The 13,233-nt window shown below is 59.8% G+C and carries 15 protein-coding genes; 6 read left to right on the forward strand and 9 right to left on the reverse strand.

Annotated elements, in window-relative coordinates:
• Positions 1 to 59 precede the first annotated feature (59 nt).
• The 5 genes from FA94_RS33775 to FA94_RS33790 all read right to left on the reverse strand — a co-directional run bounded on the left by FA94_RS33775 (position 60) and on the right by FA94_RS33790 (position 4,543).
• Complete coding sequence (locus FA94_RS33775; RefSeq protein ID WP_231585096.1) at positions 60 to 1,502, reverse strand: hypothetical protein; 1,443 nt, start codon at positions 1,500 to 1,502, stop codon at positions 60 to 62.
• A gap of 347 nt (positions 1,503 to 1,849) precedes the next feature.
• Complete coding sequence (locus tag FA94_RS33780) at positions 1,850 to 2,200, reverse strand: DUF4148 domain-containing protein (protein ID WP_035559992.1); 351 nt, start codon at positions 2,198 to 2,200, stop codon at positions 1,850 to 1,852.
• A gap of 64 nt (positions 2,201 to 2,264) precedes the next feature.
• Positions 2,265 to 2,414 carry a hypothetical protein gene (locus FA94_RS38955; RefSeq protein ID WP_156126767.1) on the reverse strand — a complete coding sequence of 50 codons (150 nt, stop codon included), beginning with the start codon at positions 2,412 to 2,414 and terminating at the stop codon, positions 2,265 to 2,267.
• 220 nt (positions 2,415 to 2,634) lie between these two features.
• Complete coding sequence (locus FA94_RS33785; protein WP_035559993.1) at positions 2,635 to 3,456, reverse strand: LytR/AlgR family response regulator transcription factor; 822 nt, start codon at positions 3,454 to 3,456, stop codon at positions 2,635 to 2,637.
• A gap of 7 nt (positions 3,457 to 3,463) precedes the next feature.
• Complete coding sequence (locus FA94_RS33790; RefSeq protein ID WP_035559996.1) at positions 3,464 to 4,543, reverse strand: sensor histidine kinase; 1,080 nt, start codon at positions 4,541 to 4,543, stop codon at positions 3,464 to 3,466.
• Positions 4,544 to 5,173: 630 nt separating this feature from the next.
• On the opposite strand from FA94_RS33790, the gene FA94_RS33795 reads away from it, so the two are divergent.
• Positions 5,174 to 5,677 carry an inclusion body family protein gene (locus tag FA94_RS33795; RefSeq protein WP_035559998.1) on the forward strand — a complete coding sequence of 168 codons (504 nt, stop codon included), beginning with the start codon at positions 5,174 to 5,176 and terminating at the stop codon, positions 5,675 to 5,677.
• A gap of 69 nt (positions 5,678 to 5,746) precedes the next feature.
• A complete protein-coding gene (locus tag FA94_RS33800; protein ID WP_051981051.1) occupies positions 5,747 to 6,250 on the forward strand; it encodes an AidA/PixA family protein in 504 nt (167 codons plus the stop codon).
• Between the two features lie 206 nt (positions 6,251 to 6,456).
• On the opposite strand, the gene FA94_RS40035 is transcribed toward FA94_RS33800, so the two are convergent.
• Entirely contained in the window at positions 6,457 to 6,633 is a 177-nt protein-coding gene (locus FA94_RS40035) for a hypothetical protein (RefSeq protein WP_502690854.1), read from the reverse strand.
• Here FA94_RS40035 and FA94_RS33805 point away from each other — a divergent pair.
• Entirely contained in the window at positions 6,605 to 7,021 is a 417-nt protein-coding gene (locus FA94_RS33805) for a DUF3455 domain-containing protein (RefSeq protein ID WP_502690853.1), read from the forward strand. The two genes, FA94_RS40035 and FA94_RS33805, sit on opposite strands and share 29 nt — an antisense overlap.
• Positions 7,022 to 7,051: 30 nt before the next feature.
• On the forward strand, positions 7,052 to 7,684 hold the full coding sequence (gene yfcF, locus FA94_RS33810) for a glutathione transferase (RefSeq protein ID WP_035560005.1): 633 nt from the start codon (positions 7,052 to 7,054) through the stop codon (positions 7,682 to 7,684).
• Between the two features lie 43 nt (positions 7,685 to 7,727).
• On the opposite strand, the gene FA94_RS33815 is transcribed toward yfcF, so the two are convergent.
• The gene (locus FA94_RS33815; RefSeq protein ID WP_035560008.1) at positions 7,728 to 8,993 is read right to left on the reverse strand and encodes an MFS transporter; all 1,266 of its coding nucleotides are present in this window, start codon (positions 8,991 to 8,993) and stop codon (positions 7,728 to 7,730) included.
• 113 nt (positions 8,994 to 9,106) lie between these two features.
• On the opposite strand from FA94_RS33815, the gene FA94_RS33820 reads away from it, so the two are divergent.
• The gene (locus FA94_RS33820; protein ID WP_051981053.1) at positions 9,107 to 10,087 is read left to right on the forward strand and encodes a LysR family transcriptional regulator; all 981 of its coding nucleotides are present in this window, start codon (positions 9,107 to 9,109) and stop codon (positions 10,085 to 10,087) included.
• On the opposite strand, the gene FA94_RS33825 is transcribed toward FA94_RS33820, so the two are convergent.
• Together FA94_RS33825 and FA94_RS33830 are read right to left on the reverse strand one after the other, a co-directional pair.
• On the reverse strand, positions 10,047 to 10,940 hold the full coding sequence (locus FA94_RS33825) for a DMT family transporter (protein ID WP_035560011.1): 894 nt from the start codon (positions 10,938 to 10,940) through the stop codon (positions 10,047 to 10,049). The two genes, FA94_RS33820 and FA94_RS33825, sit on opposite strands and share 41 nt — an antisense overlap.
• A gap of 121 nt (positions 10,941 to 11,061) precedes the next feature.
• Positions 11,062 to 12,021, reverse strand: a complete 960-nt coding sequence (locus FA94_RS33830) for an AraC family transcriptional regulator (protein ID WP_035560013.1) — start codon at positions 12,019 to 12,021, stop codon at positions 11,062 to 11,064.
• 126 nt (positions 12,022 to 12,147) lie between these two features.
• Between FA94_RS33830 and FA94_RS33835 the strand changes: the two genes are divergently transcribed.
• The gene (locus FA94_RS33835) at positions 12,148 to 13,230 is read left to right on the forward strand and encodes a zinc-binding dehydrogenase (protein ID WP_035560016.1); all 1,083 of its coding nucleotides are present in this window, start codon (positions 12,148 to 12,150) and stop codon (positions 13,228 to 13,230) included.
• Positions 13,231 to 13,233: the final 3 nt, after the last annotated feature.

Consider the following 13,233-nt stretch of genomic DNA (forward strand, 5'->3'; position numbering starts at 1 on the left):
GCGGCGGCCATGTACTGACTTGAATTTGTCACACACGCCCGTTATTTTTCAAGCGTAATTTACGACGTCGTCGCGCCCAGCAGAACCATGCTGTGGATGCCGGCTAAAGCCTGCTGCCACGCGTCGCTATTTCGTTCCGCCTGGCCGTTTTCGAATAGCGGCTTCAACAGCGCCAGCAGATCTTTCGACTGCGATGAACTGGAAGGTGTGGTCACATCCGAAACCAGAACGCCCCGCACGTATTCGGATTGACGCGTCGATTGACTCGACGACTGATTCAATGACGCACTCAGCAATTTGCCCTTTTCAGTGGCGATCTGGGTGGTGCTATCGGCGTCGTCGTTGATCTGCATGTAGTCATAGTTCTGCGAGGTCTTCGACGTGTTGAGCACCGGCGCACCGGTTCCCGCGAGCGCCTGGTGATAGCTCGCGCTCAGATGCGATTGCTGAGTTTGCGAGATCGTGCCCTTCAGAAAATTGCCTTCGCTGCTGGTGCTTTGCGATAGCTGATACGCGAATGCATCGACCTCGCCCAAACGGAACCGATTTGACGACACCGGCGTTTCGGTAACCGAAGCGCTGAAATCGGCGAGGCCTGTCAGCATCGCGTGGTCCGACTGCGCGAGCCAGGGCGCGTAGGCCGTGCCGGCGAGTTGTTGCGACGGTGTTCCGTCACTGCTGTTCATTTGCGAGAACGCGTCTTTGAACATGCTCATCAACGCCGCGTTGCCGTGACCGCGTGCGGTGGCATTGTCGATCTGCTTCAGATAGCTTGCAATGGCCTGGCTGCGCTGCGCGTCCGAGCCCCACAGCGCGGAATTGCTGGTATCGACGTCGACGTTCATCTTGCCCGCCGCGCCCGAGATACTCAGGGTTCTGGCGGTGCTGCTGGTAGAGAAATCGACCGCCAGATTGTTTGGCCCGTCGTTGGTGACATTGAACTGCAACTTCACCGATGACAACACCGACGGGTCCGTGTCCATCAAACCACTAAGGTCGATCGTGGGCGGTACGGCGCTCAGGCCGTTGATAGCCTGCTGAAAACCATCGGCCATTTTGGCCAATGCGCTGCGCTCGGCATCGCTGAGCTTGCCGCTGCTGTGCATGCTGACCGCGAGTGTGCCGCCGCCGCTATCCAGTGCGATATCCACTTCGACGCCGCTTGCGGTCTTAACCGTCAGTTTGATATCGCCTTGCGGACCCTGTGTCGATTGATCCAGGCCAGCGATCCCGCCTGTCGACGCGACATTGACCGATTGCGAGAAGTCGCTGCCCGTCGTCTTGAAGCGATCCAGCAGCGCACTGCCTAAGCCATAGAACTGACCGGAAATGGACTGCGACATGTCATTGCCCGCCATCGCCAAGGTCACGGCATCCGAGCTGTTTTGAGCCCATGTGACCGTTGACGCAGCGTTCGCGAGTTTGCCCTCTGGCGTATAGACCACGGGTGCATCGACGCCAATCATCGACGGGATCGTCACGATGGTCGACGCGGAGGTCATGACCGATTCCTGCGAAGCCGTCGCGCTCACGGAGGCCACGCTAGCGGTCGCATTCGATAACGGCGTCACTGTAAGTGCTGGCAGTGCATTCAACGGCGACAACGTGGTCATATCGAGCGGGCCTTATTTCCTGGTATGGGATAGAGGACGTCCGGCCGACATCCGCTTTGTCAGTCGCTATATCGGCAGTCGATACAGGATCTTTATATGTCTGACGAATGTTATGCGAGATAACTTGGGTCGAAGCTTTGGAACTACGTAACGGCGTAGCGAATGACCCATTGTGGGATCCTGCTTACCCAGGTTGCTTATCCGGGCTACGTCGCAGGATCCTGTGTGCGCACTATTCAGCTACCGAAGTACAGATTGCAGTAGCTGACCGGCCCGACACAACCCGCGTTCATCGTCGTATGTACCGGACGGCCGGACGACGAGCTGCCGTTCTGAGCCACACCGCCATACGACGATTGCGTCGCTTGCTGCGGGTCTTGCGCGGCAACCTTCGCTTCGGCTGCCTGAATGTCGGCGGGGTAGGTGGCGTCGTCGCTCGTTGACGGGTTGTAGCCAGCCTGTTCGACACGTACCAGGTCGGCGCGCACTTCAGCGCGCGTCACCGGCGCATTCGATTGTGCGAAGCTGAGAACAGGGGTAGCCAATGCGCCAGCGGCGAGAGCGAAACAAACGAGAACGTTTTTCATGATTCAGTTTCCTTTATGACTTGGTGAATTAGAGGGCAACGATTGCCCTAATGAAGTTGATACGTTAGCTACCGAAGTACGGCGTGCAGTAACCTGCGGGGCCGACACACTGCTGCGTTTTTGTGTGGGCGACTTCCTTCGCGGAAGCTTGCGTCATGACGCCGGCCGAAGCAGCAAAGACCAGCGCGAGAACGATAAAGAGTTTTGCTTTCATCTGGATGCCTAACTAGTTTGAGATTGAAGAGTCCTATCTGCGTGCTTGAAAATACCTCCTCGCCCGCTTACCGCTGCGTACTGCTTGCGAGGCGAAGGCACCGTCTCTGCCCTGGTGCCTTCGTTCGCGGCGCTTGTGTTTGCCGCCGTCCATACAAGGGCAAACACATCGAATCGCTGCTTATTCCAATTATTTTCTTGCCGACGAAATGACCCGAACCTTACATTCCCCTGAACAGGTGGGCGTACAGGCGGCTAACGATCAGCCGGGTCGGATTGCCGCGCAGGGTTAGCGTCAATTTCCCCGCCTCGTCCCGCTGGGCGGTCTCGATAGCCTCGCAGCGCACCACGGCGCCACGGTGGATCTGCCAGAATCGCTGCGGATCGAGTTGCGGCAACAGTTCGCGCAACGACACGCGGATCAGATGCTCGCGTTCAGCGGTCACGACACGAATGTATTTATCGGCAGCTTCGAAGAAGAGAATGTCGTCGATCGGGACCATCGTGATCGTATTCCCGGCGCTCGCCTGAATCACTCGCAGCGGCGCAGCGGCCGGCATTCTGCGCGACGGTTCCGGTTGACCGCCGGCCAGCAGTTCGCGCATCTGATCGACAACGGTATTCAGCGAAGCGACCGCCGCTTGTGGCGGTTGGCGGTCTTGCAGGCGCTCCTGCAGACGTGCGCAGGTTTTGGCGAGGCGCTCGGTCTGCACCGGCTTCAGCACATAATCAAAGGCCGAGCGTTCGAATGCCTGCAGCGCATATTGGTCGTAGGCGGTCACGAACACGATCAGCGGAAAGTGCTTGCCGTCGTCGGGCCAGTCTTCGGTCAGCGCCTCGGCGCACTCCAAACCCGTCATACCCGGCATGCGGATATCGAGGAACAGAATATCCGGCTGCAAACTTAGCGCCTGCTCCGTCGCCGTTTCGCCGTCGCCGACACTGGCGACGATCTCCAGATCAGGCCACAGCCTGAGCAATTCGGCTTGCAGGTTGGCGGCCAGCAACGCCTCGTCTTCCGCAATCAAAGCTGTCGTCTTCATGATGGTTTTACCGTTGATACGGAAGCGTGACGGTCACGAGAGCGCCCCCTTCCTTGTCCGTTGCGGGAATCAGTTCGATGTGGCCGGCGTGGCCGTAGAGTGCTTCGAGGCGCTCGCGGACCTGTTGCAAACCGAAGCGGGCACCGTGCTCCGGCAGCGCGTCGAGTCCAACTCCGGTGTCGCGCACGGTGAGTATCAGCAACCCACCTTCAAGCATGGCCGTTACTTCGACCCGGCCGCCTTTCACCTTCGGCTCCAATCCGTGCTTGATCGCATTTTCGACCAACGGTTGCAGGAGCAATGGCGGCAATGGCAGCGTGGCGAGTTCCGCCGGCAGTTCAAGCCGTATTTGCAGCCTTGAGCCCATCCGGATCTGCATCAACGCGAGGTAGTCGGCAATGCGCTCGAATTCGGTTGAAAGCGGATGCAGTCCGGTACGCGACGCCTCGAGCGTAGCCCGCAAATAAGCGATCAAATGATCGAGCATGCCTTGCGCACGCGGTGCGTCGTGGCCGATCAGCACACGCAGATTAGCCAGCGTGTTGAACAACATATGCGGCTCGAGCTGCGACTCCAGCAACTTCAGGCGATTTTCCGCCGCTGTGCGCAGTGCCGCTTGTGTACGGGTTTCCATGGCAGCCATGCGAGCACGTGCATAAAGAAAGTAGTTAATGCCGATGGCCGGGACCAGTGCCACGACAATGCTGAGAAGAACCATGCGCGTGTCCGCCGCGATGATCAGAGGCTCGCGATGCGTGCCCGTGAGCAGATCGCCGAGAGCGACGCCCGCAAAGTACCCCACGATCAGCGAACCGACGATCCACGGCGCCATCAATCCCCAGCCCGGCCAGTTCCGCTTCGCGTCGAGGTTCTCGGGAAAGCGCTTACGCAGCCAGTAGGACAGCCCGTGACGTCCCGCGACAATCAGCGCCTGAGTGAACGACACGACGAGAAAGGCGTACATCAGATCTTTCATGAACGACTCCTCGTAGATCGTGCTGTACAGCCACGCGCTGCCGACGGTGGTCGGAATCGTCACCCGAAGCGTTCGCAGCAGCCATCGGGGTGGGGTCGGAAGTAGGTTCATTGCGCAGTATCGAATCCGGGGGTTGATCAATAACTCAGATAACAGGTCGATGCTTATCACATTTCCCGCCATACCGACGAATCTTGTTCGTCGCGTGGTACACGGAAAGTTCGTCGATGGCATGTTGGCGTCCCGCTATCTGTGGATTAAACCTGCTGTGACGCCATCTTCGCGAACATACCGGTCTCACGCCATCGCGTTGCGACGAGCGGCGCCTGCATGTCGCGAAATGAACCTACGCGGCGCGAAGTGCAGGTCTCAAACGGCTGAGCCGCATCAGCGCGTAACGAAAACGAAAGATGGAAACGCTCGCGGGCCTATCGGGTGCCGTCGTCGCCTGATCGTGTGATCGCCTGAAAGATAAATCTCTGGACCAGTGAACACCGGTTTCAAACATGGCGACGCCGTTATGTTGAATATGCGAGAGATTTCCCATAGGCCTTTTCCGCTTCTCGCGTACCTCTCTATTTTGGCAGCTACGTAGCCCGGCAGGTGCGACCTATATTTCGACTGCGGTTCGCCCGGACCCTGCCGCGACAACGTCCCGGTACGCATGATTTTCATGCACTGGCGGCCGTGCGATGCAAGTTCGTGCTGCGGCAAGACCCTCTACATTAATTAGGAGTTCCTATGTCACGCGTGACCGATGTGCTCGTCTCATTCGATACAGCGACGATTCTGCAGAAGTACCCGAACCCCAGTAAGAACCCTAACGCTCCGACGCAGATCGATGCGCGCTATGTCTATATGATCACCAATCAGGACAACGTGATCTCGGGCCAGGCAGGCGGCGAACTCGACATCAAGGCACAGGTGGGCGATCTGATCCGGTGGCGCGAAACGAGCCTCTCGCTGGGCTTCGAGACGCAGGCGATTTTCTATCGCTTCATCGGCAACGTGGGCAACGAGCTGATCTCGACGCCGACGCCGCGCATGGCGGAAGCCTCGATTCCGGTGCCGAACACGAGCTCGCCGGCCACGCCGACTTGCCAGAAGGTGGCGAACTATTACTGGTCGTCGGAAATGCTGAAGGAGGGCCGCGTGACTTACCACTTCAACTTCCAGATTATCGACCGTAATTGCCAGTCCAACGGCTGCTTCTCGTGGGATCCGTTTATCTCGATCCACAACTGATGCTGACGGGCGGGCGATTGCTGCACGGCGATCGCCCGCTTTCTTCTCTTGTCACGCCGGAGAGTGCCCATGCCAGCTCAGCATGACGATGTCCTCGTCATCGTCGACGCCGCCGCGCTGCTCGCAGCGCATCCCGACGCCAGCCTCGATGCCGACGCGCCCACGCCGATCGACGGCCGGCACGTCTATGTGATGAACGCCGGCGACGCGCAACAGATCGGTCGTAACGACAGCCGGATAGCGGCCAGACTCAGCGCGGGAGATGAGTTGCATCTGCGCGAGAGCGCGATGTCGTTGAGAGCCGAAGAAAGCGTTGTCTTTTACCGTTTCGCTTTGGCGGATGAGGGCGTTATTACTCCGCTGGAGGCCGTGGCACACCATGCAACGCTGTCCGTACCGAATCCGGACGACCTGCTGCAGCCGAAAACCCAGCAGATTGGCGGGCATTACTGGCGCAGCGAAGTACTGGCGACAGGTAGCACGACGTGTGCGGCGGATTTCATCGTGGTCGGCAACGATGAGAAGGTGCGCGGTTATTTCCGCTGGGAGATCAGTATCGACATAGAGACGTAACGCCGCACATTCGCGGCATTGAGAATTCAGCCGCACCGGCACGCTGGTCATCAGCCGTCGGTCGGCCCCTCGACCTTGAAGAACTCGAGTCGCGCAGACTCGTGGCACAGCACGCGCTCAACGCGGATATCCTGTCATCGCGTACTATCTGGACTATCGAATTCGCCTGGCCGCTTCTCCGCCAGGCCGTCCTTCCGCGTTGCACGTCATCCCGTCATCAAGGTGAGACCCATGTTCCAGCGTTTCCTGAAGCCGTCCCTGGCAATCGCCATGCTATCTGTGTTAGCCGCGTGCGCGACACCACCGTCCGCTCCCGTCAGCTCTTCCTCCAGTTCTTCCAATGCCAATACCTCCATTACGCCGCCGCAAGGTACGCGAGCCATGACATTGGCCGCGGCCGGCGTGCAGAACTATTCGTGCGAGTTCGACGCGCAGCATCGTCTGGGATGGGTGTTCAAGAGTCCGCAAGCCATGCTGTTCGATACGAGTGGTCATGCGGCGGTTCGTCACGGCGCGGGCCCATCGTGGGAAGCGGAAGACGGCAGCAAAATCGTGGGTCATGTGCTTGCACAGCAACCGAGCGAAACGCCGGCAAGCATTCCCCAACTGCTGCTTGAAACGCATGGCACGGGCGCCAGCGGCACACTTGCGGATGTCCGCTACGTGCAACGTCTGCACACTGTCGGCGGCTTGGCGCCACAAGCATCGTGTTCGACGGAGCATCAGATCGGAAGCTCGCCCTATCTTGCCGACTACGTGTTCTACCGGTAACAGCTCCATTCAACGCCCAAGGAGAGTGTTTTGCCAGAAGGTCTTCTTCATCTTTACACCGACGCGCAATTTATCAGCCCTTATGCCATGTCGGTTTTCGTAACGCTTCACGAGAAGCGTTTGCCGTTCGAGCTTTCCACGATCGATCTCGCCAATAACGCGAATCATGAAGCGGGCTATGCCGCCCAATCATTGACGCAGCGCGTTCCCACATTGATACATGGCGAATTCGCTCTGTCGGAGTCGTCGGCGATCACTGAATATCTCGACGAGGCGTTTCCCGAAACGCCCGTCTATCCGCAAGCGCGTATTCACAAAGCGCGAGCGCGCCAGGTACAGGCGTGGCTTCGCAGTGATCTGATGCCGATCCGACAGGAGCGCTCCACGGAGGTCGTGTTCTATCGCGCGCCGGGCGCGCCGCTGTCCGCTTCGGCCAATGCCGCCGCTCAAAAGTTGTTCTCCTTGGCCGAGACGTTGCTCTCCAGCGATTCACCGAATCTGTTCGGCGAGTGGTGCATTGCCGATCTGGATCTTGCGTTGATGCTGAATCGCCTCGTGCTGAACGGCGACGCAGTGCCCGAGAAATTGGCCGACTACGCTACGCGGCAGTGGCAACGTCCGTCGGTGCAGCGCTGGCTGGAACTGGAGCGTCCTCCGCTGTAAAGGCGGCAGCCGCGCGCGGCGCCGTGCAAAGAGCTTGCGGAAATTAAAGGCTGGCGCCCGCACGGCGCGCCGTACTTGAGCGGCGGCAGTAAGCGCTCATCATCAGGAAGCTGATCACAAAGCTCACGCCGCCGACAAGAAGCAGGCCGGTCTCTCCGAACAGCGGCAGCAAATTCGTCAGCAGCCCGGTGACCACCCACGCCACCGCCATTACCGACCCGGCAATACCGAGTGCCCAGCCTTGCCGTTGTTCGCTGACGGCGTCGGAGTAAGCGGTGTACATCGTTGTGTACGCCACCATGTCGAAACAGCCGACTAGCGTGGCGAGACACCACAACACGATCTCCTGCGGAAATAGCGCGGACAGGATCTGACACACGCCGGCGATCAATAAGCCGGTCTTTGCAATGTCGACCACGCCCCAGACCCGGAGCATGAGCCGCACGACGAACAGCAGACCCAAAACGAAGCACACACCGATCAAGCCGCTGAACAGGCCGAGTTGCGAGCTCGAATAGTGGAATTTCGTTTGCAGCAACAGCATGATGGTCTGCAAATACAGCCCATACCCCACCTGCATCAGAAAGAAGACGACCGACAGAAACGCCACCTCTTTGTGCATTGCCGCCTGATAGACGATACGCAGCGGCAGCAACAGATCGATGCGGGTCGCGCCCACTGCCTGCGCCGTGTCGCGATACGAGCATGCGGTCCAGATTGCGCACGCGGCCGATAGTGCGCCGACCAGCAGGAAGGGGGTTCCATAGTTGAATATCGGCGCGATGGTTCGATCCGACGTGACGCCGCCCAGCACCGGGCCAACGATCACACCGGCGCTAAACGCCAGCGACATGATGCTCATGTTGTAAGCCTTGTTGTCGGGCGTACTCATGTCGGTGATCGCCGCTTGCGCAATGCCCTGGCAGCCCGCCATCAGACCGCTCAAACCGCGCCCAACGAGCAGCAACCAGACGCTAGCCTGAAACACACCGAGCGCCATGAGAAAGTAGCTGGCCGATAGCCCGGCAATGCACAACAACAGGATCTTCCGTCGGCCATACCCATCCGATAAATTGCCCATCAGCGACGAGCCGAAGAACATAAAGAACGGATAAATGCCGTAACCCAGCCCGAGGTAAAAGTTGCGGAGCTGCGGCGTAGCATCGGTCGCCAGAATACCGGCCTGCGGATCGTTGAATATCGCCGACATCATCGGATAGACGAGGCCGAATCCCATCGCATCGATCGCGATGGCGAGCAGACACGGGCCGAGAAGCTTGAGGTTGAGTTTCGATCTGGACAGGGACATTCGCGCTCCGTGGGCAATGACTCGATGCCCGCAACGGTAACGTTCACACTCACCCTGCCGGTAGGTCTCCGCAGCCGATAACAGCTATCGGTGGAACTGATACGATACGGCGCATGGACCTACTGGCGGCAATGCGAATCTATGTGCGGGTAGTGGAACGCGGCAATATGTCGAGGGCCGCGCGCGACCTCGACATTGGCCAGCCTGCCGTTAGCGAACGTATTGAACGGCTGGAGCGACATCTCGGCGTCAAGCTGCTTCGCCGTAGCACCCGCGTCGTCTCGTGCACGGATGAGGGCAAGCTCTTTTACGAACGCTGCAAGCAGGTGATCGACGCAGCCGACGAAGCCTGCGCCGCCGTGTCGCAACAGGATCCCAGGCTGCGTGGCGTGTTACGTATCGCGGCGCCGCAAGGTCTCGGCGAAATCGTATTGCCGCGCATTTTGCTGGGTATTCGTGAGCAGCATCCGCAACTCAACATCGATCTGATATTGAACGACCAGATGGTCGACCCCGTCACCGAGGGCGTGGATATTTCGTTGCGGCTGGGACAACTGGGCGAAGGGAGTTTTATCGCTCGTCCACTGGGACATGTTCGGCGTGTACTGGTGGCGGCCCCTGCCTATCTAGAACGATGCGGCCTGCCGGATCATCCCGATGAACTGATCGCGCATCCATTCATTCGCGTGATGGGTCTGTTCGGCGACGGCATGCTGAGGCTGTTCGATGAACAGAAGGCACTGATCTCCGCGCCGGTTTCGCCGGCGCTTAGCGTGAGCCATTGGCGGCCGGTTTACGAGTTGTTGTTGGCGGGTGCGGGTATCGGGGTGCTTCAGGAACCCGTCTGCGCCGAGGCAATTGAGAGCGGTCGTTTGATTCGGCTGCTACCTCGATATACCGTGCCGGGTTTTGAATTGAATGCGCTGTGCGCGCGCCCTATTCCGTCAAGAACACGCACCATCATGACCGTGCTGGAAAGAGAACTTCCCGCTGCACTCGATAACTTCTCTGCCAACTACACCGCACCGAGTACGGCAAGCAAAAAGCAACGCATTAAACCGACGCCGCTCGTGGCGGGCGATCCCAACGTTTGACGAGACTCGCGACCATCCCTATCGTCACGACCGCAATACCAGCCAGCGTGAGCGAATGAGGCTGCTCTTTCAACAGTAGTGCGGCCTCAATCGTGGCGAGGAGCGGCACCAGCGCGGCGAACGTCGCGCCAATAGCCGGTCCCAGGATCGAGACGGCTTTGCTGAAGAAGTACAGCCCCAGTATCGACACCAGCACACCTTGATAAACCGCCTGAATAGCGACGGCGGCGATCGGCGCATGCAGGAGCGGCGATAAACCCCGGCTCAACACATAGAACGGACTATAGAAAAGCGCCGAGCCGACCGATACGATTGCCGTCGCGCGAATTGCGCTGACGGCATATCGCTTCGTGGTGACGTTATAGATCGCCCAGAGCAGTCCGCCCAAAACGAATAGCGTGATGGAAAACGCGCCGCCCGTGTTGGACAGTACATCGAACGCGGCCATGCCCATGCCGAACAATACGGTCAGAATGCCGATTTTCTGTGCGGTGGAAAGCGTGTCCTTGATCACGAACCTGCCGAGAATGGCCGTGAATGCAATCATGCTGCCGGGCGTCAGCGCGAAATAGCCGACCGGCGCGCGGCTCACCCCAGTAGCGACTAGCAGGATATAAGGCGCGCCCACGCCGACGACCATCACCAGTGCGGGGACAAGGCCGAGTCCGTTGAGCTTGCCTCGTAGCAATACCGGTAATAGCAGAATGCCGGAAACGATGAAACGGACGAAAACGATGTCATAGGAATCCAGCGTCGAATGCGTGACGCCAAGACGCGTCACGACTGGAAACCCTCCCCAGATCACGGCCGCAATCAATCCATAGCCAATCCCGGCCAGTCTCTCGTTTGTCATTGTTTTCCTTCCTCACGTTCCGTACCGTCAACCTACGGGTTCGAACTCATGCCGGAAGGATGCAGCGGCGCGTTGCGTGCGTCCAATACATTGTTGCCGTGTTATTAGGTCGGAAAAGCTCTTAGTGTTCCAGCGCCGACTCTCCCACCCGCCCCTCCGCCGACTGCGCATTCACCCGAAATCTCCCCGGACTCACCCCCGTGTACCGCTTGAACGCGATACTAAAAGCCGTATCCGACTGGTAGCCGATTCGTGAAGCGATCCCCGTCAACGATTCGTCGGAATGCTTGAGCGCGGAACGCGCGATCGTCATACGCCACTGCGCGAGATATTCGACCGGCGCAGTCCCCACCTGACTCCGAAACCGCTGCGCGAATGCCGTTCGCGACATCCCGACCGCCGACGCCAGACTCTCCACCGTCCAGCGCTCGCCGGGCTGCGCATGCATCATCGACAGCGCGCCGCCTATCTTCGGATCGGCCAGCGCGCCGAGCCAACCTTCGGGCTCGCGCGCCGACGCCAGATAAGCGCGCAACACGTGAACCAGCACGAGCGCCGCCAGACCGCTGCGCGCCACGTCCGCACCGACATGCAAGTCGTCCGTCTCCCAGTTGAGCAGATCGAGCACACGCGATAACGCATGCGTGCCGACGTCCGACGCGCGCAGATGAATCAGCGGCGGCAAGTGTCGCAGCAACAGATCGCTGACGTCGTTCTCGAACGTGAAGCGACCGCTCGCGAGACTAACGCTTTCGTTATCGCCCTCGCCCTGAAAACGCACCACGCCATTGCTGCTGCGAATCGGCTGAAACGCGGTGGGACCTTCGAGCGCGGGTCGGTTTGGGTCGCTGGCGGAATAGAACGGCTGACCGTCGGTGAGCATGTAGAAGTCGCCGCGTTCGAGCACAACCGGCTCCGCACTCCCTTCGATCCACAGAAAGGAGCGCCCTTCGAGCATGCCGCCGAATTTGATGTGCTGATACGAAGGGAACCGGAAGCTCCATGCGCCTCGTCCCTCGAATCGCGATGTCAGGATACTGCTCACGCGCAGCATCGAGAGTACGTCGGATAGAGCATCCATAAATGTACGATCGAATAAGAATCAGACCGTTTTGATTATAGCCAGCAACGAAGGCCAGCGCGATCATGAGCTCACTTTCACGACGCCATCCGTGTCGTTACCTGAACCTCATCAAGGAGCACTCGCATGAAAGCCTGGCAACTCGAACGTCTCGGTGGAACACTCAGCCTGATCGACCTGCCCATTCCCGAACCGCGCGCGGGTGGCGTCGTGGTGCGCGTCGAAACGTCGTCATTGCTGTCGTATATGAAAGACTACGTGGACGGCAAGCTATCGATCTATCACACGCCGGATCGTCCGTTCATTCCCGGCGGCAACGGTATCGGTTTCGTTCACGCAGTGGGCCCGGACGTCTGGCATCTGAAGCCCGGTCAACGGGTGGTGTTGTCGTCCCATTTCGTTGCGCAGGAGAACGTCGCGACGCCCGCGGAGATGCTGCTCGGCATCACGGCCATCAGTGCCGACTCGGGCCCGCTGCAGTCGGACTGGCCGGATGGCACGCTGGCCGAGTACGCGTCGTTTCCCGCCAGCGCCGTGACGCCCGCGGACGACCTGGCGCCACTGAGCGCCATCCAGCTCGCCATGACGACGCGCTGCATCGTGCCATTCGGTGGACTGTTGCGCGGTAGGCTCGCTGCCGGCGAGACCGTGGTCGTCTCGGGCGCGACGGGCGCCTACGGCACAGCGGCGATCATGGTCGCCCTGGCGATGGGCGCGGCACGCGTCGTAGCGCTCGGGCGCAATCCGCGTGCGCTCGAAGCCGTCGCGCAACTCGCCCCTGCGGGGCGCGTCACGACAGTCGCGGCAACCGGCGACGTCGACGCGGACCGCGACGCGATTCGCCGCGTCTGCGGCGGCGGTGCACAACTCGCGTTCGACATGGTCGGCAACGCGGGCGATCCGAACATGACGCTCGCCGCGCTGCGCAGTCTGTCGAGAGGCGGCCGCCTTGTCGTGATGGGTAGCATGAACGTGCCGTTGCCGGTGCCGTACACCGAAGTGATGTTGAACGGCTGGGAGATCCTCGGTCAGTTCATGTATCCACGCGATGCCTACCGGCGTCTGCTGGACCTGATCCGCAGCGGACTGCTCGACATTGCGCCGCTACGCGCGCTCGTCTATCCGTTGAATGCGTTGCCTGAGGCGATGGCGGCCGCCGCCAACGCCGGCAATCTCGAGTGTGTCGTCATGAACCATCGCGATGAATGACGC

The organism is Burkholderia sp. 9120, from assembly GCF_000745015.1.
GTDB lineage: Bacteria > Pseudomonadota > Gammaproteobacteria > Burkholderiales > Burkholderiaceae > Paraburkholderia.